The organism is Streptosporangium sp. NPDC049248 (assembly GCF_040678965.1).
In the GTDB taxonomy this organism is placed as follows: Bacteria; Actinomycetota; Actinomycetes; order Streptosporangiales; family Streptosporangiaceae; genus Streptosporangium; species Streptosporangium fukuiense.
Genome location: NZ_JBFAQY010000012.1, coordinates 177,282 through 198,014, shown reverse-complemented (window position 1 = coordinate 198,014; position 20,733 = coordinate 177,282). Strand labels below are relative to the sequence as shown.

Annotated in this window: 15 protein-coding genes; 6 read left to right on the top strand and 9 right to left on the bottom strand. The window is 70.8% G+C overall.

Annotated elements, in window-relative coordinates; translation table 11 throughout:
* Positions 1–351: 351 nt before the first annotated feature.
* The 4 genes from AB0K21_RS23205 to AB0K21_RS23190 form a co-directional block, all read right to left on the bottom strand.
* Positions 352–1,026: a DUF6766 family protein gene (locus tag AB0K21_RS23205; protein ID WP_364153029.1), complete on the bottom strand. Its 675-nt coding sequence runs from the start codon at positions 1,024–1,026 to the stop codon at positions 352–354.
* 96 nt (positions 1,027–1,122) lie between these two features.
* A complete protein-coding gene (locus AB0K21_RS23200; protein WP_364153026.1) occupies positions 1,123–1,512 on the bottom strand; it encodes a hypothetical protein in 390 nt (129 codons plus the stop codon).
* 316 nt (positions 1,513–1,828) lie between these two features.
* The gene (locus AB0K21_RS23195; RefSeq protein ID WP_343976916.1) at positions 1,829–2,413 is read right to left on the bottom strand and encodes a hemerythrin domain-containing protein; all 585 of its coding nucleotides are present in this window, start codon (positions 2,411–2,413) and stop codon (positions 1,829–1,831) included.
* A 190-nt stretch (positions 2,414–2,603) separates the two neighbouring features.
* Positions 2,604–4,847 (bottom strand): catalase, encoded by a 2,244-nt coding sequence (locus tag AB0K21_RS23190; RefSeq protein WP_364153023.1) that lies wholly within the window; start codon positions 4,845–4,847, stop codon positions 2,604–2,606.
* Between the two features lie 485 nt (positions 4,848–5,332).
* Between AB0K21_RS23190 and AB0K21_RS23185 the strand changes: the two genes are divergently transcribed.
* From AB0K21_RS23185 to AB0K21_RS23175, 3 genes are all read left to right on the top strand, one after another.
* Complete coding sequence (locus tag AB0K21_RS23185) at positions 5,333–6,439, top strand: M4 family metallopeptidase (RefSeq protein ID WP_343976910.1); 1,107 nt, start codon at positions 5,333–5,335, stop codon at positions 6,437–6,439.
* 10 nt (positions 6,440–6,449) lie between these two features.
* Entirely contained in the window at positions 6,450–6,770 is a 321-nt protein-coding gene (locus tag AB0K21_RS23180; protein ID WP_343976907.1) for a protealysin inhibitor emfourin, read from the top strand.
* 343 nt (positions 6,771–7,113) lie between these two features.
* On the top strand, positions 7,114–8,838 hold the full coding sequence (locus AB0K21_RS23175) for a S8 family serine peptidase (protein ID WP_364153018.1): 1,725 nt from the start codon (positions 7,114–7,116) through the stop codon (positions 8,836–8,838).
* Positions 8,839–8,908: 70 nt separating this feature from the next.
* On the opposite strand, the gene AB0K21_RS23170 is transcribed toward AB0K21_RS23175, so the two are convergent.
* Genes AB0K21_RS23170 through AB0K21_RS23150 form a run of 5 tightly spaced genes read right to left on the bottom strand, consistent with a single transcriptional unit; the run spans position 8,909 to position 15,600 of the window.
* The gene (locus AB0K21_RS23170; RefSeq protein ID WP_364153015.1) at positions 8,909–11,551 is read right to left on the bottom strand and encodes a family 78 glycoside hydrolase catalytic domain; all 2,643 of its coding nucleotides are present in this window, start codon (positions 11,549–11,551) and stop codon (positions 8,909–8,911) included.
* The gene (locus tag AB0K21_RS23165; protein ID WP_343967091.1) at positions 11,548–12,546 is read right to left on the bottom strand and encodes a serine hydrolase domain-containing protein; all 999 of its coding nucleotides are present in this window, start codon (positions 12,544–12,546) and stop codon (positions 11,548–11,550) included. Before AB0K21_RS23165 ends, AB0K21_RS23170 begins: the two co-directional genes overlap by 4 nt.
* A complete protein-coding gene (locus AB0K21_RS23160) occupies positions 12,543–13,358 on the bottom strand; it encodes a carbohydrate ABC transporter permease (RefSeq protein WP_355564829.1) in 816 nt (271 codons plus the stop codon). The genes AB0K21_RS23165 and AB0K21_RS23160 overlap by 4 nt, the downstream gene beginning before the upstream one ends.
* Positions 13,355–14,308 carry a sugar ABC transporter permease gene (locus AB0K21_RS23155; protein WP_364153010.1) on the bottom strand — a complete coding sequence of 318 codons (954 nt, stop codon included), beginning with the start codon at positions 14,306–14,308 and terminating at the stop codon, positions 13,355–13,357. Before AB0K21_RS23155 ends, AB0K21_RS23160 begins: the two co-directional genes overlap by 4 nt.
* Positions 14,302–15,600: an ABC transporter substrate-binding protein gene (locus AB0K21_RS23150; RefSeq protein ID WP_343967097.1), complete on the bottom strand. Its 1,299-nt coding sequence runs from the start codon at positions 15,598–15,600 to the stop codon at positions 14,302–14,304. The genes AB0K21_RS23155 and AB0K21_RS23150 overlap by 7 nt, the downstream gene beginning before the upstream one ends.
* A gap of 352 nt (positions 15,601–15,952) precedes the next feature.
* Between AB0K21_RS23150 and AB0K21_RS23145 the strand changes: the two genes are divergently transcribed.
* The 3 genes from AB0K21_RS23145 (at position 15,953) to AB0K21_RS23135 (ending at position 20,708) form a co-directional block, all read left to right on the top strand.
* Positions 15,953–16,993 carry a LacI family DNA-binding transcriptional regulator gene (locus AB0K21_RS23145; RefSeq protein WP_343967099.1) on the top strand — a complete coding sequence of 347 codons (1,041 nt, stop codon included), beginning with the start codon at positions 15,953–15,955 and terminating at the stop codon, positions 16,991–16,993.
* A 125-nt stretch (positions 16,994–17,118) separates the two neighbouring features.
* Positions 17,119–18,708: a hypothetical protein gene (locus AB0K21_RS23140; RefSeq protein WP_343967101.1), complete on the top strand. Its 1,590-nt coding sequence runs from the start codon at positions 17,119–17,121 to the stop codon at positions 18,706–18,708.
* On the top strand, positions 18,705–20,708 hold the full coding sequence (locus AB0K21_RS23135; RefSeq protein WP_364153005.1) for a hypothetical protein: 2,004 nt from the start codon (positions 18,705–18,707) through the stop codon (positions 20,706–20,708). The genes AB0K21_RS23140 and AB0K21_RS23135 overlap by 4 nt, the downstream gene beginning before the upstream one ends.
* Positions 20,709–20,733: the final 25 nt, after the last annotated feature.

Here is a 20,733-nt window from a genome sequence, read left to right as displayed (position 1 = left end):
TGATCGCCGAGCAAGGGAACCTTCTCACGATCGCCCCCGGACGCGCACTCCGCCCTACCACGACGGACCATGCCGTTTACCGGTAATCTTTTCCTTTTTATTATTGAATGTCATTATTTGATGTCTTTCGTCCTACGAAGGGGCGGGTAAGGCGGCACGGGTCTCATCATCAACCGTCAACGGGAGTGAAGACGCTGAACCCGGCGACGGCTCCGAGCTGCCTGAACCGGATCTTTCTGGCCGCCGCCCCGGCGATGTCGCCGTCGCCGGGGTGGGCGAGGACAGGGATTCGCGCGACAGGTCCGTTCCGGAGCCGGAGCGGCGGGCGGTGACATGCGCTGGGGCGGGCTTTCAGCCCCCCGTGCCGGTCGTGTCGTGCGAGGCGCCGACGGGTTTCGACTCAGGTGATCCGCGCTGGCGCAGATAGACCGAGAACACGACCATCGACAGCACGGCGAGCAACTCCGACTGCCAGTTCTGCAGACTGCGGTTCCAGAAGTCGGCTGAGACCACGTAGCCCGCCCAGCTCACCGGATCCTGCAACTGGGCGAGTTGCCGCTCGTTGTAGGCGGCGTTGCCCGCGGCGGACTGGCCCAGCCAGGACAGTACGAAGATCACCCCCATCAGCAGGCCGAGGGAGTTGCCGTACAGCGTCTGCCGCAGTCCGGTCGCCTTGGCCCAGCCGGGACTGCCGGGCAGGGCGTGTCGTCCGATCCTCTGCTCGGCGTCGCCTTCCCGGCCCTCCTCGCCGGGCTTCTTCGACTCCGGCGAGCCTCGTTGCACCAGCCAGACCGTGACGAGGATGAACAGCAGGAACTGCAGGTACTCGGACTGCCAGTTCTCGGCGACGTCTACGGCGAAGTCGGAGGAGGTGACGTAGGCCGGCCAGGAGATCGGCGCGCTCCCCTCGCTGAGCCGCCGGGCGTTGGCGTCCGCGTTGCCCGCGACGGACTGCCCGGCCAGCGCCAGCAGGAATGCGATCAGGAAGAACAGACTCAGCGAGTTGTCCCTGACGAAACGTCTCATGCGCCTTCCCCCTAGCGGTGCAGCAGGCCGATGACGAGGAAACAGATCAGGCCGACCGTGATGACGGCGACGGTCGTGACGAACATGGCGCGCACCTCAGGACTCCACTTCGCACCTGTAGGGCCGTTCGCCGCGGGGACGGCAGCCCGCACCGCGTACCAGCCACCCCTGGGGGAAGTGGTGCAGGAAGACCGTGTCCCCGGTGAGCCGGACCTGAGCCTCGTCACCCCAGATCTGGGCGTCGCGCGCCCGGCCACCGGGCAGGTCGAGGCCGAGGACGGCCGTGGCGCAGGTCTGGCCGCCGGTGCTCAGGCTCTCCGCCGCCTCCGGTGTCAGCAGTGAGCACGCCCGCTGCCCCTGACCGCTCTCCACTGCGAGGTAGAAATGCCGGGCGGCCTGCTCGGCGGGCGCGGTGGCCGTCGCCGCGCAGCCGGTCAGGCATGCCACCAGTGTCGGCACGACCGTCATCGTGCTCCGAACCTTCATCTGCCCCGTCTACCCCGCGTGATCGGGACTATCGCGTTCTCCGCGAAACGCTCCGGGCGCATCCGCTGATCCCGGCGATCAGGGGGTCCCGGTCCGCCGGGAAGCGGCCGAGACCGTAGCGGGTCAGGGCGGAGACGCGGGCCGCCCGGCCGGCCCGTACCGCCTGTTCGGGATCGGCGACGAACGCCTCAAGGGCGTCGGCCAGGGCGGAGACGCGGGTGGAGGAGGTGGCGGTGATGGTCCCGCCCGGAGCGCCGCACTGCGAGACGAGACGAGGGTATGGACTCCCTCCACAGCTGGAGATCGTGGTCCTGGCTCAGGGTTGCTTGCCCATGGCCTGGCGGATCACGTCGCGGGCCCGGTCCATCATCGCGATCGGAGTGCCGACGAGCACGTTCTTGACAGCACCTTCCGTACCCGGGTGGGGATGGGTGGGAGCCAGGGCCTCGGCCGCCTTGACACCGACCGCCAGGCCGCGTCGCTCGATCTGGCTGGTGTGGGCGCGCAGCTGTGTGAACTCGTGGCGTTCCTCGTTGTGGGCGTGTGCGGTCACCATGGCCCGGAGCGCGGCCAGGTTCTCCATGAAGTCGGTGGCTTCGACGCCGGCCCGATCCATCTTCATGAGCAGTTGCTTGGCCCGGTTCTCCTCCTGCAGGCGGTCGTCCACGACCGCGTCCCCGCCGTCGAGTCTAAGGCGGGCGTAGGGATGAACGATCTCCTCCTCGGCGGTCTCGTGGACGGCCAGCAGCCGGACCAGGTGGGTGAAGGACTCCGCCAGCTGTTCACCGGAGGCTCGCTCCACCTCGTCGAAAAGCTTCTGGATCCGCGCGTGCTGAGCCAGCAGCAAATCGACGACGTCGTTCTCGCTCATCGTCTCGGGCATCGTGTCGTGCTTGGCCATGCCACTCTCCCTTCAGGTAGGCCGATGCCTACCCTCGGTGATCGGGACCACGCGCGCTTGCCCGGAGCCTTACCAACTTCGCAACCTGCACGGATGAAGCGGAAAGATCCCGGGGCCCGGCCGCGCATCGGCCGGGCCACCCGGTCGCGGCCTGCGTCCTCCCCGCCGATCTGACGCAGTTCAGCGTGGGTCAGGCGATGCCGACCGCGGGGGGGAAGCGGTCCCAGACCCGGTGCCGTCCCAGTAGCCGGACGATCTCCTCCAGCGCCGCGTCGCCGCTCTCCGCGACGAGCACGCCGGGCGCCGCGGTGTCGATCCCCGCGGCGGTGAGCGCCTGTTCGGCGTCCGCCCAGCCACCGAGCGGCTTGGCGTGGCGGAACGCCTCGGCGAGCATCAGCAGCACCCTCGGGTCGGTGGGCGTTCCGGTGACGCCGTTGCCGGCCTTGGTGTCCCGGGCGCCGTAGGCGTCCTTGCCCGGCGCGGGCGTGCCGGCCAGCAGCAGGGCGTCGAACTCGACGGACCTGGCCGTGGCGAACGTGCGCTGCACGGTGACGGGGTCACCGCCGTCGGCTCCGAGCATGCCGCCCGCCGGGGCGATGACCAGCGGCACCATGCCGCCGTCCAGGATCGCCTGGCGGAGGGTACGGACCGTCTCCAGGTCGCTGCCGTCGTCGGCGACGATGCCGATGATCCGGCCGGTGGTCGGCCAGGTCCGCCCGAGCTGGGAGAGCGCGGGGCTGGGCTCGACGGACGGCAGCGAGTTCACCGGCTTCGGGGCCGGCAGTCCCAGACCCTGGGCCACCTGCTCGCACAGGTACGAGTCGATCTCGGCGAGCGTCCTCAGGGCGCGTTCCTTGATCGCCTGCTCGTAGACCTTGCCGAGTTCGAAGGTGTAGGCGGCGATGACATGCTCGCGCTCCACCGGGGTCAGGCTCAGCCAGAACAGGCGCGGCTGGCTGAAGTGGTCGGCGTAGGACGCCGGAGCCTCGCGGACCTTCTCCGCCGCGGGCACCCGCACGGGCGTCTCCCGGTAGCCGCCCTCGGACTGCCCGGCGAAGAAGGGGCAGCCGCCGTCCAGCGAGTTGGGCTTGTAGGGCGCCACCCCCGAGTGCACCGCGTCTTGGTGGAAGCCGTCACGCAGCATGTCGTTGATCGGGGCGTGGGGACGGTTGATCGGGATCTGCGCGAAGTTGGGGCCGCCCAGACGGGTGATCTGGGTGTCCAGGTAGGAGAACAGACGCCCGGCCAGCAACGGGTCGTCGGTGATGTCGATGCCCGGCACCAGGTGTCCCGGGTGGAAGGCGACCTGCTCGGTCTCGGCGAAGAAGTTGACCGGGTTGGCGTTGAGGGTGAGCAGGCCGATCGGCTGGACCGGCGCCAGTTCCTCAGGCACGATCTTCGTCGGGTCCAGCAGGTCGATGCCCTGGAAGGTCTGCTCGGGGGTGTCGGGGAAGGTCTGGATGCCCAGTTCCCACTGCGGGTAGGCGCCGGCCTCGATCGCGTCGGCGAGGTCGCGCCGATGGAAGTCGGGGTCCATCCCGTTGATCAGTTGTGCCTCCTCCCACGTCAGCGAGTGCACACCTGCCTTGGGCTTCCAGTGGAACTTCACCAGCGTCGTCGCGCCCTTGGCGTCCACCAGCCGGAAGGTGTGAACGCCGAAGCCCTCCATCATCCGGAAAGAGCGGGCGATGCCGCGGTCGGACATGTTCCACAGCGTGTGGTGGGTGGCCTCGGTGTGCAGGGAGACGAAGTCCCAGAACGTGTCGTGCGCGCTCTGGGCCTGGGGGATCTCCCGGTCCGGATGCGGCTTGCCGGCGTGGATGACGTCGGGGAACTTGATCGCGTCCTGGATGAAGAAGACCGGGATGTTGTTGCCCACCAGGTCGAAGACACCCTCACCGGTGTAGAACTTCGTCGCGAAACCACGCGTGTCACGTACCGTGTCGGCCGATCCCCGTGACCCCAGCACCGTCGAGAAACGCACGAAGACCGGCGTCTCGACGTTCTTGGCGAGGAACGCCGCCCTGGTCACCGTCGTGGCCGTGCCGTACGCGCGAAAGACGCCGTGCGCGGCGGCCCCGCGGGCGTGTACGACGCGCTCGGGGATGCGCTCGTGGTCGAAATGCATGATCTTCTCGCGCAGGTGGTGGTCCTGCAGCAGCACCGGCCCCCGCGGACCGGCCTTGAGCGAGTGATCGGTGTCGGTCAGCCGCAGTCCCTGGGCCGTCGTCAGGTACTCGCCGCCCTGGGCCCATGCGGTCGGTGGCACGTCGGTGAGCCGGCCCGTGGCGGTGAAGACCTCCGGGCCGGCCTGGTCGGGCTTGGGCGGGAGCGGTGCCCGGGGTTCGGTCGGCTCCTCCAGCGGGGCAGGTTCCCTGCCGGGCCTGCCGGGGATCTCGTTGGACGGCCCGCCGTCGGACACGGCATCGACCACCTTGTCGACGATCTTGTCAACCGTTCCCTTTGCTGGACGAGACTTTTCCATTATTCCCCCCTTGAGACGTGGCAGCAGTGGCTCTCCACCGTCTTCGAGAACTGATTTCGGACATGACGAAGCCGACGCGTCGGTGGCACGGGTTCCGGCCACCGGCGCCCGGCGATAGCAGTACGCCGTACCCCTGGTTTGGCGTTTGAAGCCACGGATCGCCCAGAGCGTCCGTTTCCTGACCATCGCCTCAGCACTTTTTCAGCGAAGCGCCGGTGCCGGCAGGCGCATTTCCTGATCGGTCGACGACGCGCGAACAGCGTCGCGCCCATGCGCAGAGCCGCATGTTTGGGACGGCTGGAATCCCCCGGATTCGTCCGTGGGGAGTGCTTCAAATTCGCCGTGCACACCGGACCAGACCTTCGGAACCGGGCATTCCGCATGAGTACCGCGATACTCATGCGGTTGCCGAAGACAGCGACGATTCTTGGCGTATGACTACCTTCGACAGCATGCCCGCGTGCTGCATCGCGCCCCCCGACCTGCTCGAGGCGGTCGCCGAGCAGGGCACCCCCGAGGAGCGGGAGGCCGCGCTCCGTACCCTGGCCACCTCGGAGAACTCCCGGGCGCAGCGCGCCTCGGTCACCGGCGCGCTGAGCCGGCTCACCCTCACCATCGCCGACGTGGCGCCGGCCCCCGGCATGGTGCGCACCGTCTACGACGCGGAGAACGGCGGTGACTTCGACCTTCCCGGCAGGAAACGGCGAGGGGAGGGCGATCCGCCGTTCGGTGACGCGGCGGTCGACGAGGCGTACGACGGGGCGGGGGCCACCTACGACTTCTACCGGACCGTCTTCGGGCGCGACAGCATCGACGGGCGGGGACTGGAGATCGTCTCCTCGGTCCACTACGGGAACGACTACGACAACGCCGCCTGGATCGGCTTCCAGATGATCTACGGTGACGGCAGCGGGCAGATCTTCAACAAGGGGTCTCTCACCAAGGCCGTCGACATCGTCGCCCACGAGCTGACCCACGGCATCACCCAGTTCACCGCGCACCTGGTCTACAGCAAGCAGTCCGGGGCGCTCAACGAGTCGTTCTCCGACGTCTTCGGGTCCCTCGTCAAGCAGTACGGCCTCGGGCAGAGCGCGGAGCAGGCCGACTGGCTGATCGGCGAGGGCATCCTGGGCAGCGCCCTGCGCGGGACGGCCCTGCGGTCGCTGAAGGCGCCGGGGACCGCCTGGTCGACCCCCACGGGTGGCCGCGACCGCCAGCCCGCGCACATGCGCGACTACCTGGACCTGCCCGACGACGGCAACCCCTCCAACGACCACGGAGGCGTCCACCTCAACTCCGGCATCCCCAACCACGCCTTCTACCTCGCCGCCACCGCCATCGGCGGCAACGCCTGGGAGCGCGCCGGCCGGATCTGGTACGTCGCCCTCACCGAGCGACTCCGGCCGCGCTCCGACTTCCGGCAGGCCGCGGCGGCGACGGTGCAGGTGGCCGGGGAACTGTTCGGCGCGGACGGCGACGAGCAGCGCAAGGTACGCGCCGCCTGGCAACAGGTCGGGGTTCTCCAGGCGGGGCCGGTTTAGGATCGTGCTCATGAAGGTGTCGATCGTCCGGGGTGGCGGCATCGCCGGTCTGGTCACGGTCACCACGGTCGACTCCGCGGCGCTGGCGTCGCAGGAGGTCGCCGAGCTGCGCTCCAGGGTGGAGCGGGCCGGGCTGTCCGATGCGCCGGAACGCTCCGGCGCCTCCGCCGGGCAGCCCGACCGCTTCGACTACGAGCTGACCGTCGAGGACGGCGGCCGGGCGCACACGGTGCGCGTCGGCGAGGGTGACCTCTCCGGCCCGCTCCGCGCGCTCATCTCGTACGTGACCTCGCTGCCCGGCAGGCAGGAGCGGATCGGCCCGCCCGGCTGACCCCGCTCGCAGAATGCGCGGGTTGTCGATGTTCCTCCCCGCGCTCGTGAGGGTCTTCGTCGCGGATCCCGCGCCGAATTTCGGTACCGGTGACGCCTCGTCCCCTTTTAGGGAGGATTTCGCAGTGCGAAATTCCGTGCCCTCGTTGGTTTTGGAGTGGGAATCCTCATGTGCGGATTCGGTGATGGCATAATTCGCCAATGTGTGCAGGTCACAGGGCCAGCAGGATTTCTAGTGTTTGCTGGATAGATTACATCCTGGTGGCAAACAGCTATATGCCCGGATTGCCGGTGCGGGGGAAATCAGGGTTGCGAGGGGGCTTTTGACCATGTTGGAGGTAAGCGTGAAACGGGTCATCGTCGCCGTGGCCGTCACCGCCCTCGCGGCAGCCGCGCCGATGCCCTCGGCGCGGGCCCGGCAGGTGACCGCCGAACCGGGCGCGGAGGTCGAGTACGTCGTCCTGTACACCGAGGGCGCGCGTCCCGCCGACGCCCAGCAGGCCATCAGGGCGGCGGGCGGGAGCATCCTCAAGGAGAACGCCGCGGTCGGCGTCGCCACCGTCACGACGAGGAACGCCCGCTTCGCCGAGGCGGTGCGCGACGCCGACTCGATCGACGACATCGCCCACAACCGGTCCATCGGCAGCGTGCCCACGGCCGCCGGGGGAGTCGCGGGCCGCGCGACGGTCCAGGCCAGGGCGGTGGAGAAGGCCGGTGACGGCGCCCCCGCCGCCTCCACCTTCGGCGGGGCCGCCCCCAGCGCGGAGCCGCTGTCGGAGCTCCAGTGGGACATGAAGCAGATCCACGCGACGGTGCGGGGCTCCTACCGTCATCAACAGGGTGACCCGGGCGTGCTGGTCGGTGTCATCGACACCGGCGTGGACGGGTCCCACCCCGACATCGCGCCGAACTTCAACCGCGAGCTGAGCCGCAACTTCACCGTCGACATCCCCGTCGACGCCGACGGCAACAAGGCCGACGGCCCCTGCCAGGCCGAACCGGACCATTCCTGTAACGACCCGGCGGACGTCGACGAGAACGACCACGGCACGCACGTGGCGTCGTCGATCGCCTCGCCCGTCAACGGGCTCGGCATGTCGGGCGTGGCGCCCAGGGTCTCGATCGTGAACCTGCGGGCCGGGCAGGACTCCGGCTACTTCTTCCTGCAGCCCAGCGTCGACGCGCTGACCTACGCCGCCGACATCGGCGTCGACGTGGTCAACATGAGCTACTACATCGACCCGTGGCTGTTCAACTGCGTCGACAACCCGGCGGACTCCCCGGCCGAGAGGCTGGAGCAGGCCACGATCATCAAGGCCGCCCAACGGGCGCTCACCTACGCCTACAACAGGGGTGTGACCCTGGTGTCCGCGGCGGGCAACGGCGCCACCGACTACACCAGGGAGCTCGCCGACGGCTCCAGCCCCGACTTCGCCGGCGTCCCCGGCGAGCTGCCCCGCCCGCGCACGATCCCCCCGAGCTGCGTCTCCATGCCCAGCGAGGGCAGGCACGTGATCTCGGTATCCTCGACCGGCGTCAGCAGGCGCAAGTCGTACTACTCCGACTACGGCGACGGTCACGTCGACGTGGCGGCCCCGGGCGGCGACGTCTACGACACCGGGGACGGCACCCGCGACGTCACCAGGGCGACGCTGGCGGCCTACCCCAAGGCGCTGGCCGAGGAACGCGGTCAGCTCAACCCCGACGGCACGCCCAACGTGACCAGCGTGGTCCGCAGCTGCCGGGGCCAGGTCTGCGCCTACTACCAGTACCTTCAGGGCACCTCGATGGCCTCGCCGCGCGCCGCAGGAGTGGCCGCGCTGATCGTCGCCAGGTTCGGCCGGCCCGACCGGGTGCACGGCGGCAAGACACTCCACCCCGCCGTGGTGGAGATGGTCCTCAAGGGCACCGCGACCAGGACGGCCTGCCCGGTCCCGGCCACCCACACCTACACCAGGCACCTGCCGGGCGGCGGCACGGCGACCACGACGCACACGTGCGAGGGCGGCGGTCCGGGTAACGGCTTCTACGGCTACGGGATCGTCGACGCCCTGCGGGCGGTGCGCTGACCCGGGCCGGCTGTCCGGCCGCCGCCACGGCGGCGGCCGGAGCGCTCTCGGCGTACGGAAGGGGAGGCCGTCACAACTCGTCCCAGGCGGAGAGCAGCGGATCCGCGGCGGCGGCCGGGGCCGTGATCGACCAGCGGCCCGGCGGCAGGTCCAGTGAGCACGAGCCATCGGCCAGCCGCCTGGTGGGGAGCCGCTCAGCCAGCCCCATCAGGAAGGTGCCGTTGACGGTCATGCCGTCCCAAGTGCCGTGGACGGGGAGCACCGCGCGGGCGGTCACGCCGGGCGGGACCCGGAAGACGAACTGCAGGCCGTCAGGGCCGGCGCGCCATCCCGACTCGACGGTGCCCGCGGGGCTGTCGTACCTGGCGTGCGCCTGCCGCAGCAGCGGGACGGGTCCCGGGCGCAGCAGCGGCTCGGTGAACCCGCCGTTCACCCCGCGCGGGTCGTCGCCGACACCGGCGACGTGGCGGAAGAGCCAGTCGCCGACGCAGCCGTAGGCGTAGTGGTTGAAGGAGTTCATCGTCGGGGTGTGCATGCCCCGCCGGTGGTGCCAGGCGTCCCACCGCTCCCACATGCTGGTCGCGCCCGCCCGCAGCTGGTAGCGCCAGGAAGGGTGCCCCTCCTGGTTGAAGACCCGGCAGGCGACGTCGTGGTGGCCGGTCTCCGAGAGCGTCGGCAGCAGCAGCGGCGTGCCGACGAAACCGGTCATGAGCCGGTGGCCGTCCGCCCTGACCAGCTCCGCGAGCGCCGCCGCGGTCCGGGCACGGTTCTCGGGCGGGACGAGGTCCCAGGCCAGGGCGAGGGCGTACCCCGTCTGGGTCTCGGTGCGCAGCCGGTGCTCGGTGAGGAAGGCCCGCTGGAAGGCGCCCGAGACCATGGTCGAGGCCTCGCCGTACTCCCTGGCGTGCGGCTCGCCGAGCACGCCGGCGACGTCGGCGATCAGGCGCAGGCTCCGCGCGAGGGCGGCGGTGGCGATCAGGCTCTTGGACGTCTCCACGGTTCCAGGGGCCAGCCAGTCGCCCAGCGCCCGGCCGGGGCGGACCCCGTCGTCGCACTGTGCCAGGCAGTAGTCGGCCCAGCGCCGCATCGGCCCGTACGCCCGGCGCAGGGTACGGTCGTCGCCGTAGCGCCGCCACAGCAGCCAGGGCACCTCCACGATCGCGTCGGACCAGACCGGCGAGTCGAACCCGTACTCGGGCAGTACCGGAGCCACGTGCGGGACAGCCCCGTCCCGCCGCTGGCCGTCGATCAGCGTCGTCACCCAGCCGGAGAGGAACGCCTGGGTGTGCCGGAGGAAGCTCAGCGTCGAGGCGAACACCGAGATGTCGGCGGTCCAGCCGGCCCGCTCGTCACGCTGCGGGCAGTCCATGGGCACGCTGAGCAGGTTGCCCTCGGCGGAGGCGACGATGTTGGAGACCAGTTGCCTGACGGCGGGATCGGAGACGGTCAGGGTGCCGGTGACGGGCAGCGCCGAGGACAGGAGCACCGCCTCGGCGTCGCCGGCGGACATGCCGCCGGGCCATCCGGTGATCTCGACGTAGCGGAACCCGTGGAAGGTGAACGCGGGCTCCGCGACGTGCTGCCCGGCGGGGAGGAGGAACTCGTCGCGCTGCTCGGCCGTGCGCAGGTTGGCGTCGTAGAGGCGGCCGGTCGCGCTGAGCTCCTCGCCGTGACGGACCACCAGATGGACCGGGTACGGCGTGTCGATCCGCAGCCGGAGCCGTCCCACGACGTTGCGGCCGAAGTCGAGCACCTGAACGCCGGGGACGGGTTCGGTGACCGACACCGCGGCCAGGGTGCCGATCTCCCGCACAGGGGGAGCGGGATCGGCCTCCACCAGCAGGCCGGGTGGCGGCTCCAGCAGTGCCACGGCCCGTTCCCGGCCGGGCGGGGGTTCGCAGCGGACGGTCTCGCCCATCACCAGGTCGGCGCGGGGTATGCCCAGGTCTTCGGCCGTCCAGCCGGGGCCGGTGGCCGCGAGCGGATGGACGCCCTCCGAATCGCGCAGGAGCAGCCGCGCGCTGGCGGCGGGACGGTCGCCGTATCGGCGCGGCCCGCCCGCCGCGACGTGGCCGGCGTACCAGCCGGGGGCGAGCCAGACCTCCAGCAGGTTCTCCCCGGTACGCAGCAGCGCGGTGACGTCGGCCAGCCGGTAGCGGACCCGGCGGCCGTAGTCGGTCCAGCCGGGGGCGAGTTCCTCGTCACCGAGCCGCTCGCCGTTCAGCACCGCCCGGTAGACGCCCAGCGCGGTGGTCGCCAGCCAGACCCGCCCCGGCCGAGGCTCCCAGCCGAACGTCCCGCCGAGGCGGACGGCGCCCTCGCCGCTCTCGTTCCCGCCGTCCTCGACCCAGGGGGCGTTCCAGGCACCGCCCGCGCGCAGCCCGGTCACGAAGGTGCCGCCGAGGTGCCCGGCGACCGACCAGGTGTACGGGGTGAGCGGCTCCAGCGCCTCTTGGGGCACATCGGCCCAGCCGGTACCCGGCGGGAGGTCCCGTGCCCACACCTCGCGCCCGCCGGTGGACACCGTCAGCCGCTCGGAACGGAGCAGCCTGGCCGCCCAGGACAGGCGCGGGGAGGGGTCGTCGACGCCGACCGGGTCGACGAGCCCGCAGGTGTGGCAGGCGACCGCCTCGGCGGGCGGGGAGGAACCGACCGGCACCTGGCCGCCCGAGACGGCCCGTGCCATGCCGGGGGTTCCCGGGACGCGGATCATGCGCCGAGACCCGTCGTGAAGGCGTTGTGCAGTCCGTCGATGTCGACCCCGTGCAGGCTGGGCGCCATCACGTTGATCAGCAGTACGAAGCAGGCGTCGTGGTCGGGATACATCCACCACTGGCACCCGGAGGCGCCGCCGTGCCCGTAGAGCCGCCGCTCCAGCAGGCCGGGCGCGGAGTGGCGCAGGTTCCAGGTCAGCCCCCAGTCCTGGCCGGCGTTGACCGGGTCGGGCTGCAGCTTGACCAGGCCCGTGGTCTGGGGTTCCGTCATGGCGGCCAGGGTGATCGGGTGGACCGGCGCCCGGTCGCCGCGGAGCAGGGCGCCGCCCAGCGCGAGCAGGTCCTCGGCACGGGAGAACAGGCCCCCGGCCGGATGCCGGAGCCGGACGAACCTGTCGTAGTCGACGCCGAGCAGTTCGACGGCCCTGACCTCGGCAGGGTCGCAGGCCGGGTCGAAGGTGATCTGCCCGCCGCCGGGCACCAGCGCGTTCAGGTCGGTGTCGATCACGTCGGCCAGATCCCTGCCGGTGACATCCCTGATCATCTCGGCGATGCCGGCGAAGCCGATGTTGCAGTACTGGCTGAGCGTGCCCGCCTCGAACAGCGCGGGGGCGGCGATCAGATGTTCCACCAGGTCGTCCGGGGTGAGCGTCTGCTCGGCGATGCCGCTGGTGTGGGTCAGCAGGTGCCAGAGCGTGACCTCGTCGGAGCGCAGCCCGCCGAAGCCGGGCACCGCGTCACGGAGCGGGCGGCGCAGCGAGAGCAGTCCCCGCTCCACCTGGCGCATGGCCAGCAGGCCGACCAGCGGCTTGGTCACCGAGAACAGCGCGAAGTGGTCGTCGGCGCGGGTCGCGCGTCCGTCGTGCTCTCCGAAGGACTCCAGCAGCACCGTGCCCTGCGAGGTGGCCGCCCCGAGCACCGCGCACGGGAGTCTCCCCTCGCGGACCATGCGCCTCACCCACTCGACGGCGAGCGCGAACGGTTGGTCGGTCATCCTTTGAGTGCTCCTTCTGTGAGTCCGGCGAGGACGTGCTTCTGCGCGAACACGTACACCGCCACCAGCGGCAGCGTGGTCAGCAGGACGTGGGCGAAGACGAGGTTCCACTGCAGGGTCTGCAGCGTGCCGGAGGCGAACTGGAAGAGGGTGAGGGGCAGGGTCGCGTTGTCCTGCCCCTTGAGGAGGAACAGCCCGAAGAAGAAGTCGTTCCAGACGTTGATGACCAGGATGACGCTCCCGACGAAGAGCACCGGGCGCAGCAGCGGCAGCAGGATGCGCGCGAAGATCTGCGGCCGGGACGCCCCGTCGATGGCGGCGGCGTCCTCCAGGTCGGGCGGGAAGGCCCGGACGAACCCGGTGGCCAGGAAGACCACGATGCCCAGCCGGGTGCCGATCAGGACCAGCGCGTAGCCGAACGGGGTGCCGTCCAGGCCGAGCCCGCGCAGCACGTGGACGGTCGGGATGATCGACGGCGGGATGAGGATCGACAGGCTGAGCACGAAGTAGGTCGCGCGCAGCCATCGCGAGTCGCCTCGGCCGTAGGCCCACGCCGCCGCCGCGCCGAGCAGCAGCACGGCCAGCACGACGGGTACCGCGATCATGAGGCTGTTGGCGAGTCCGCCCAGGTAGTCGCCGGTGTCGACGACGGTCGTGTAGTTCTCGACGATCGCCCACTGACGGGGCAGGCCGAGGCCGAGCTCGGCCGCCTCGCCGGCGGGCTTGAAGGAGTTCACCACGACCAGCCAGAACGGCACGACCACCCAGGGGATCGCGAACAGCGACAGCAGCGTGTACTTGACGACTCTCATCCCGTGACCTCCCGGCGGCGCAGCCACCAGACGAGGGGTACCGCCGTCGCGATCACGAGCAGCGTCACCGTGAGGCTGAGCGCGCTGGCGGAGCCGAAGAACCCCTGGCCCCACTGCTGGCGCATGACGACGTTCAGTGCCCTGGTGTGGTCGCCGGGGCCGCCACCGGTGGTGGCGGCGATCACGTCGTAGGCGCTGAGCGCGCCGACCAGGGTGACCGCGACGTTGAAGGTGATCGCGGGGGCCAGCAGCGGGAACCGCACCCGGGCGAAGCGGGTCCAGGGGCCCGCGCCGTCGACCCTGGCCGACTCGATGAGCTCCCTGGGCACCGAGTTCAGGCCCGCGATGTAGACGAGGGTGATCAGCCCGCTCCACTTCCAGGCGTCCACGAACGCGACCGTGAGCAGCGCGGTCGCGGGCTCGCCCAGCCAGGCCCAGTCGACGCCGAGAAAGGAGTTGACCGGGCCCGCCGGATCGAGGATGCCCCGCCAGATGTAACCGGCGGCCAGCGGCGAGACGAGGGTCGGCAGGAAGAACACCGACCTGAACACGGTGTTGACCCGGTCCGTCCGCTGCAGGGCGAGTGCGAGGCTCAGGCTGACGGTGTTCTGGATGGCCATGCACAGGATCGCGTAGAGCACGGTCACCGTGACGGCGTTCGTCAGGAGGTCCTGCTCGACGAGTGTGCGGAAGTTGTCCAGGCCGTTCCAGGTGATCTCCGAGCGGAATCCCGTCCAGGCGGAGAAGGCGAAGCGGGCGTTGAGCACGAACGGCAGCACGAAGAACAACGCCACCAGCAGCACGGCGGGCAGCGCCCAGGGCAGCCAGCCCCGCCGGCCGGGGTCCCCGGTCTCGCCGCCGCCCACGCTCGCGGGGTGCGGTGCGGCCGGTGCGGCCCCGGTGGCCTCGCTGCCCGGGGGGTGCTCGCGCGGGGGTAGCGAGGTCACCATCCGGGCAGCCCGGCGGCCTTGGCCGCCTGCTCGACCTGGCCCTGCAGCTGGGTGGCGGCCTTCTGCGGATCCTTCTGCCCGGCGATCAGCTCCGACATCAGTGGCGCCAGCCCCGCCATGCCGGGGATGTCGGAGTTGAAGGCGATGACGGCGCCGTTGTCGTATGCCTTCTTGACGTCCTGGAGCACGGGGGAGACGTCCTGCGGACCGTCCACGCCCTGGAGCACGGGGAAGGTCTTCGCGGACTTCACGTAGTCGGCGTAGGCGGGGCCGGTCATGAACCGGACGAAGTCCAGCGCGGCCTTCTCCCGCCCGGCGTCGCCCGTCTTGGGTAGGTAGAAGGTGCCGATCGGCCCCGGCGCGTACGTCACCACGGCCTTGGTGCTCGACAGGCCGGTGAACCCGACGGTGTCGTCCACCTTCCGCTGGTCGCCGCCCGCGGCGGCGAGCATGGCCGGCAGCATGTCGGAGTGCTGGGCGACCATGGCGGCCTTGCCGGTCACCAGGGCCTTCATCGAGTTCTCGAACGTGGCGGTGGTGATGTCCCTGTTGAAGCAGCCGTCGTCCTGCAGCTTCCTGTAGGCGCTCAGCCCCGCCACGAACGGTGAGCCGGGGTCGGCCAGCGTGGCGGTGTGGCCCGCGATGGCCTTGCCGTAGGCGTTGGCCTCGTTGCTGGCGCTGACGTACAGCAGCGGCAGGATCTGCACCGGCCAGATGGACCCGCCCGACTCGAACACGGGCGTCACGCCCTTGGCCGAGAGCGCGCGGCAGGCCGCCGAGAGCTCGTCGAACGTTCCCGGGGGCTTGACACCCGCGTCGGCGAGGACCTTCTTGTTGTAGTAGAGGCCGAAGACCTGGGGGAAGCCGGTGATGGCCGCGTAGACCTTCCCTCCCGTGGCGCCCGCGCTGCTGTAGAGGTCGCCGGACCTGGCGACGTACGCCTCGCCGGACAGGTCCCTGAGGTTCTCCGACGGGTTCAGGGCGAGCAGGTTGCTCACCGTGGCGTGGTATTCGAGGATGTCCGGCCGCTCGCCGGTGGCCCACTTGGTCTGGGTGCTGTCCTCGAACCCGTCGGAGGGGATCGGGACCAGCTCGATCGTGTGGCCCGACTCCCGCTCGAACCGCTTGTACATCTCCACCAGCGGGGCGGGGTCGGCGGTGTTGTGCCAGAGCGTCAGCGTGACCTTCCCGCCGTCGGTTCCGCCTGGTTCGGCGGCGCCGCCACAGCCCGCCGCGGTGAGGGTGAGGGCGGCACAGGCCGCGGCTCCCAGCAGTCGTTTCGATACCCTCATGCTCGTTATTCCTGTTCGTCACGGGGTTGGTGATAGCCGGCCTCCGGGCGGACGCCTGCACGCCTCCGGGCCACAAGACATGCGGGTTTCCGTCATGTTTCGTAGAACGTTCTCCATTGTTAGACCAGAGGCGTTTGCGGCGTCAAGGGCCACGTTCCAGGTGACCAACTCGTTAATAAGTGGTAAAACTCGGGTCTGGCGGGGATGGCCTCGACCAGGTACCGTCACCTCTGCGTTGCCAGAATGTATTTCGTTCTACACTCGAGCGCCGCGCCCATCCGGCGATTTGCCCCGCTTTTCCCCGAGGCTCGCCGCGGCGCCGTTCCCGCCTTTCGCCTACCGAAGGACTCGTGTGACCACAGGATCAGCACCGCGCCGGGTGACCATCGCCGATGTGGCAGGCCGGGCCGGCGTTTCCACGGCCGCCGTGTCCAAGGTGCTGCGCGGGGCCTACGGGGTCAGTCCCGGCATGCGGGCCAAGGTCCGTGAGGCCATGGACGAGCTCGGCTACCGGCCGCACGCCGCGGCCAGGGCCATGCGGGGCCGTACCTACACCCTCGGTGTGATGCTGTCCGACACCAGGAACCCGTTCTTCCCCGACATCATCGAGGGCGTCACCGGCCAGCTGGTCGGCACCGAGTACCAGGTGCTGCTCGGTCCGGGCGGGGACGAGCCCAGGAGCCAGGCGAGGATGACCGACGCGATGATCGACCGGAGCATGGATGGAATCATCCTGATATCTCCGGTCATGTCGAGTACGGAACTCGCCGCCATCGCCACCACGACGCCGATCGTGGTGATCGGCCGTCACGGAAGTGCCGCCGAGTACGACTCCGTGGTCGACGACGACGTCGTCGGTGCCCGCCTGGTGGTCGACCACCTGGCCGATCTCGGCCACCGGCGGATCGCCCACATCACCCATCTCGACCGGGGCCGCGCCTCCGGTGCCGACTCCCCGCAGGCCGTCCGCGCCGAGGGCTACCGCCAGGCCATGCGCGCCAGGGGCCTGGCGGAGGGGGTCGACGTGGTGGCCACCTCCTTCACCGAGGAGGGCGGCTACGAGGGGGCGCGGCAGCTGCTCGCCCGGCCGGCCAGGCCCACCGCGATCTTCGCCGGCGCGGACGTCGCGGCCCTCGGGGTGCTGCGCGCGGCCTACGAGGCCGGGTTGTCGGTCCCCGGTGACCTGTCGGTCGCCGGATACGACAACATCGGCATCGCCTCCCTCAATCCCATCTCCCTGACCAGCGTCGACCAGGACGGACACGTCATCGGGGCCACTGCGGCGCGCCTGCTCGTCGAGCGCATCGAGGGCCGCGGGCGGTCCGTCCTGTCCTCCGTCTCACCCACCCTCGTCGTCCGCGGCACCACCGGCCCACCGGCCGGACGGGAGTGACCGGACGGCGTCGACCCGCCGTTGACCGAGATCTCCCGAAGCACCCCGCCCCGGCACGAGCATCCCGTTGAGCGGTCCCCGCGAGGGACCGCCATGTCACCGTGTTCCGACGCGAAGGACCCCCCGTGAAACGTCTCATCCTCATCGGACCGATGCTTCTCGCCCTCACCTTCCCCGTCTCCCTGCCGGGAGCCGCGCTCGCCGCCCAGGCGACGACCTGCCCGGTGAGAGTGGACCCGGCGAGCTTCGCCGGAGAGGCCCGCCTGCTCGAACTCGCCGAGCGGCAGGAGGACTTCGGTCCCCGGCCGACCGGTTCGGCCGCCCACGACGACTACATCGACTGGCTGGAGGACGAGATCGGCGCGGTCCCCGGCGTCCAGCTCTCCTCGCTGCCCTACGAGATCGACCGCTGGGACGACCTCGCCACCGGGCTGACCGTCGACGGCCAGGATGTGGCGGTCGCCGCGCCGGTGCCCTTCTCCTCCTCCACCGGGCCGGGCGGGGTGACCGCCCCGCTCACCTACCTGCCCGCGGGCACCGCCATCACCGCGTCGAACGCCGCGGGGAAGATCGTCGTCAGGGATCTGCCCTGGTCGACGGTGCCCAACCTGCTCTTCTATCCGCCCCTGCTGGGCTACCACATGTACGACCCCGGCCTCACGATCAACCTGCTCGGCTCCGACTCCATGGAGGCTCCCGCCGGGGCCGACGCCGACCTCAAAGCCGCCGCCGCGGCGGGCGCGGCGGGGGTGCTGGAGGTGAGCCGCCTGCCGCACGCCCAGATCGAGGGGATGTACGCGCCCTACGAGGGGCTGCCCTACCAGGTTCCCGGCGCCTATCTCGGCGTCGACCAGGGTGAGCGGATCAAGCAGGCGCTCGCCGCCGGGCAGCCGGTCGAGGCCGTGCTGACCGTCGACGCGGCGTGGACGCCGAAGACGACCCGCACCGTCCTCGCCACCCTGCCCGGGGTGAGCGAACAGAAGATCGTCGTGGAGAGCCACACGGACGGCATGAGCCCGGTGTGGGACAACGGCCCGCTCACGATGGTGGAGATGGCCCGCTACCTGGCGTCGCTGCCGGTGAGCTGCCGTCCGCGTACGGTCCAGTTCGCCTTCGTCACCGGCCACCTCTACCAGCACCTCACCGGACCCGGCGTCCGTGAGGGAGGCGCGGGGCAACTGGCGGCCATGCTGGACGCCGAGTACGACCAGGGCAAGGTCTCCTCGGTCGTCGTCCTGGAACACCTGGGCGCCCGGCGCTACGACGCGGTCACCCGCGCCGGAGGACTGCCCGGGCTGGAGCTCGTGGCCGATCCCTCGCTCACCGAGCTGCTCTGGGTCCCGGTCAGTGAGAGCACGCCCCTGCGCGAGCTGGTCAAGGGCCATGTCCAGTACTGGGACGTGCGGCGCACGGCCGTGCTGAAGGGGCTGTCGGCGGCCGACCTGGGCACCGTGCCGCACCACTGCGGCTTCGGGGGCGAGGGCACGCCGTACAACCAGCACCTGCTGCCGACCATCGCGCCGATCGCGGCCCCCAAGACGCTCTTCTCACCGCGTTTCGGGGCCGAGGCGATCGATGTGGCGGCGATGCGCCGGGCGTCGCTGGCCTTCACCGACGTCGTGCTCGACCTCGGCACCATGTCACAGGCGGACGTCGCGGGCGACGTCACGTTCATGCGCGCCCAGCGTGCCTCGGGCACGCCGGGGTGCTCGTGAGCATCGACCGCGAGTCCCTGGTAGGGCGGCACGCCGTGGTGCTGACCGAACCGGACGCGGAGTCCCCGCTGACCGTCGGCAACGGCGAGTTCGCCTTCACCGCCGATGTCACCGGGTTGCAGACCTTCCCCGCCTTCCACGCCGCGAGCATGCCGCTGGGCACCCAGTCGCAGTGGGGCTGGCACACGATGCCCAACCCCCGGGGCTTCGTCCTGGAGGACACGATGACCGGCTACGGCCGGGCCCGCTATCCCGACCGGCACCGGATGACCTTCGGCGGTCCGGTGGCGCCGGAGTTCGAGGCCGGTGCGTGGCTGCACGGCAATCCCCAGCGGCTCGACCTGGGCAGGATCGGGCTCGACCTCGGCGAGAACGTGGAGATCACCGACCTCGTCGGCGTCCACCAGCGGCTCGACCTGTGGAGCGGGCTGCTGCACAGCGCGTTCACACTCGACGGCGTGCCGTACGAGGTGGAGACGGTCTGCCACCCCGGGCGCGACCTGCTGGCGGTGCGCGTCACCGGCGGGGCGGCGGTGACGATCGCCTTCCCGTACGCCTGCGCGGCCTGGAACGTGGCCGCCGACTGGGACGGCCCGGAGCGGCACGTCACCGGCCACGTCGTCGGCGCCTCGCGCTGCGACTTCACCCGGGTACTGGACGGCGACCGCCACCACGTCGCCCTCGCCTGGCAGGGGCCGGCCCGGCTCACGCCCATCGCCGAGCACCGCTACCGGCTGGAGGGCGCCACCGAGTTCGTCGTGGCCTTCGGGCTCGACCCCGCGGGGCCCGGCCTTCCCGGATTCGCGGAGGTCCGCGCGGCCGCCGCCCGGCACTGGGCCCGCTTCTGGACCGATGGCGGCGCGGTGAGCTTCGAGGGCAGCTCGGATCCACGCGCGCCCGAGCTGGAACGGCGCGTGATCCTCTCGCAGTACCTGACCGCGGTCAACTGCGCGGGCTCGCTGCCGCCGCAGGAGACCGGCCTGGTCTGCAACTCCTGGAGCGGCAAGTTCCACCTGGAGATGCACTGGTGGCACGCGGCGCACTTCCCGCTGTGGGGAAGGCCGGAACTGCTGGAGCGCAGCCTGCCGTGGTACCGGAGCATCCTTCCCGCGGCACGGGCCACGGCCGCCGGGCAGGGGTATCGCGGGGCCCGCTGGCCCAAGCAGGTCGGCCCCGAGGGCAGGGAGAGCCCCAGCACGATCGGGCCGTTCCTGATCTGGCAGCAGCCGCACCCGATCTACTTCGCCGAACTGCTCTACCGGGTCCGGCCGGAGGCGCTGCACGACTACCGGGACCTGGTCTTCGAGACCGCGGAGTTCATGGCGTCCTTTCCCGTCGAGCAGGACGGCCGCCATGTGCTGGGGCCGCCGCTGATCCCGGCACAGGAGTCGTACGCGGAGATCAGGACGACGGTCAGGAATCCCACGTTCGAGCTGGCCTACTGGTGGTGGGGGCTGGAGACCGCGCAGCGGTGGCGTGAGCGCCTCGGTCTCGCCCGGGACCCGGAGTGGGAGAGGGTACGGGACGGGCTGGCCGCGCCGTGCGTCAGGGACGGCGTCTACGCGGCCGTCGCGGTGGAGCCGTACACGCTCAGGACGGACCATCCCTCGATGACCGGGGCCCTGGGCCTCGTTCCGGCGACGCCGCTGATCGATCCGGAGACCATGCGGGCCACCCTCGACGACGTGCTGGAGACCTGGGATCTGCCGAGTACCTGGGGCTGGGACTACCCGATGCTCGCCATGTGCGCGGCCAGGCTGGGCGAGCCGGGCAAGGCGGTCGACGCGTTGTTGATGGACACGCCCAAGAACGCGCATCTGGTCTCGGGCCACAACCGGCAGTGGCCCGGGATCCTGCCGCTCTACCTGCCGGGCAACGGTGGCCTGCTGGCGGCCGTCGCGCTGATGGCGGCGGGCTGGGACGGCGGCCCCGGCAGGTGCGCGCCCGGCTTCCCCGAGGGCTGGAACGTCCAGGTGGAGGGGGTGCGGGCGATGCCCTGACCCGGACGCGGCCCCCGCGCCCTCG